A 570-nucleotide genomic window follows, 5' to 3' on the forward strand; every position below is an offset into this window, starting at 1 on the left:
GTCGAAGTCGACGGGGATTCCCTCGTTGTCGATGACCATCGCTACGGAGACGAGCGGCAGGTCGAAGCGGTGTTCCTTCGACGGCCCCTGCATCCGGAAGCGTGCGGCCTCGCGTTCCTCTTCGGTAAGCGTCCTTCCTTCACGCGCGGCGCGCATCTCCGCGTATTCCTCATCGTTGTAGGGCGCTTCGAAGTAGCAGTTCGTGACGTCAAAGAAGACCATCCGGAAGTTGCGGTTCGTCTCCTTGGTCACGGCGTTGTTCACCCCGGAGAGGATCTCATCCTTTCGCTCTCCGAGGATGTCGAGCACACGGTATGCCTGGTGAAGATCCGTCCCGCCGATCGGGTTCCCGAGGAACTTGCCCTGAATGTCGTAGGCGTGCTTGTTGGAGCTGGGGGCGAGAGCTCGGAGCGCGATCAGGAAGTAGGCAATGGCCGAGACGTTGAACTGGCACCGGGGGTATTTCGTCCGCTTCAGGTAATCGAGCTTGGGCTTGAGGCCCAGGTCGTCGAGCACGGACTTGACGATGTAGTGGCCGTATCGAAGCACCCGCGCCGGGATGTTTTCCAC

General features: G+C 60.7%; 1 pseudogene. It reads right to left on the minus strand.

The window, feature by feature from the left end:
* Nucleotides 1-570, minus strand: a pseudogene (locus HMPREF9440_RS01910) (hypothetical protein); the annotation flags it as partial.

Source organism: Sutterella parvirubra YIT 11816, assembly GCF_000250875.1.
GTDB classification, from domain to species: Bacteria; Pseudomonadota; Gammaproteobacteria; order Burkholderiales; family Burkholderiaceae_F; genus Sutterella; species Sutterella parvirubra.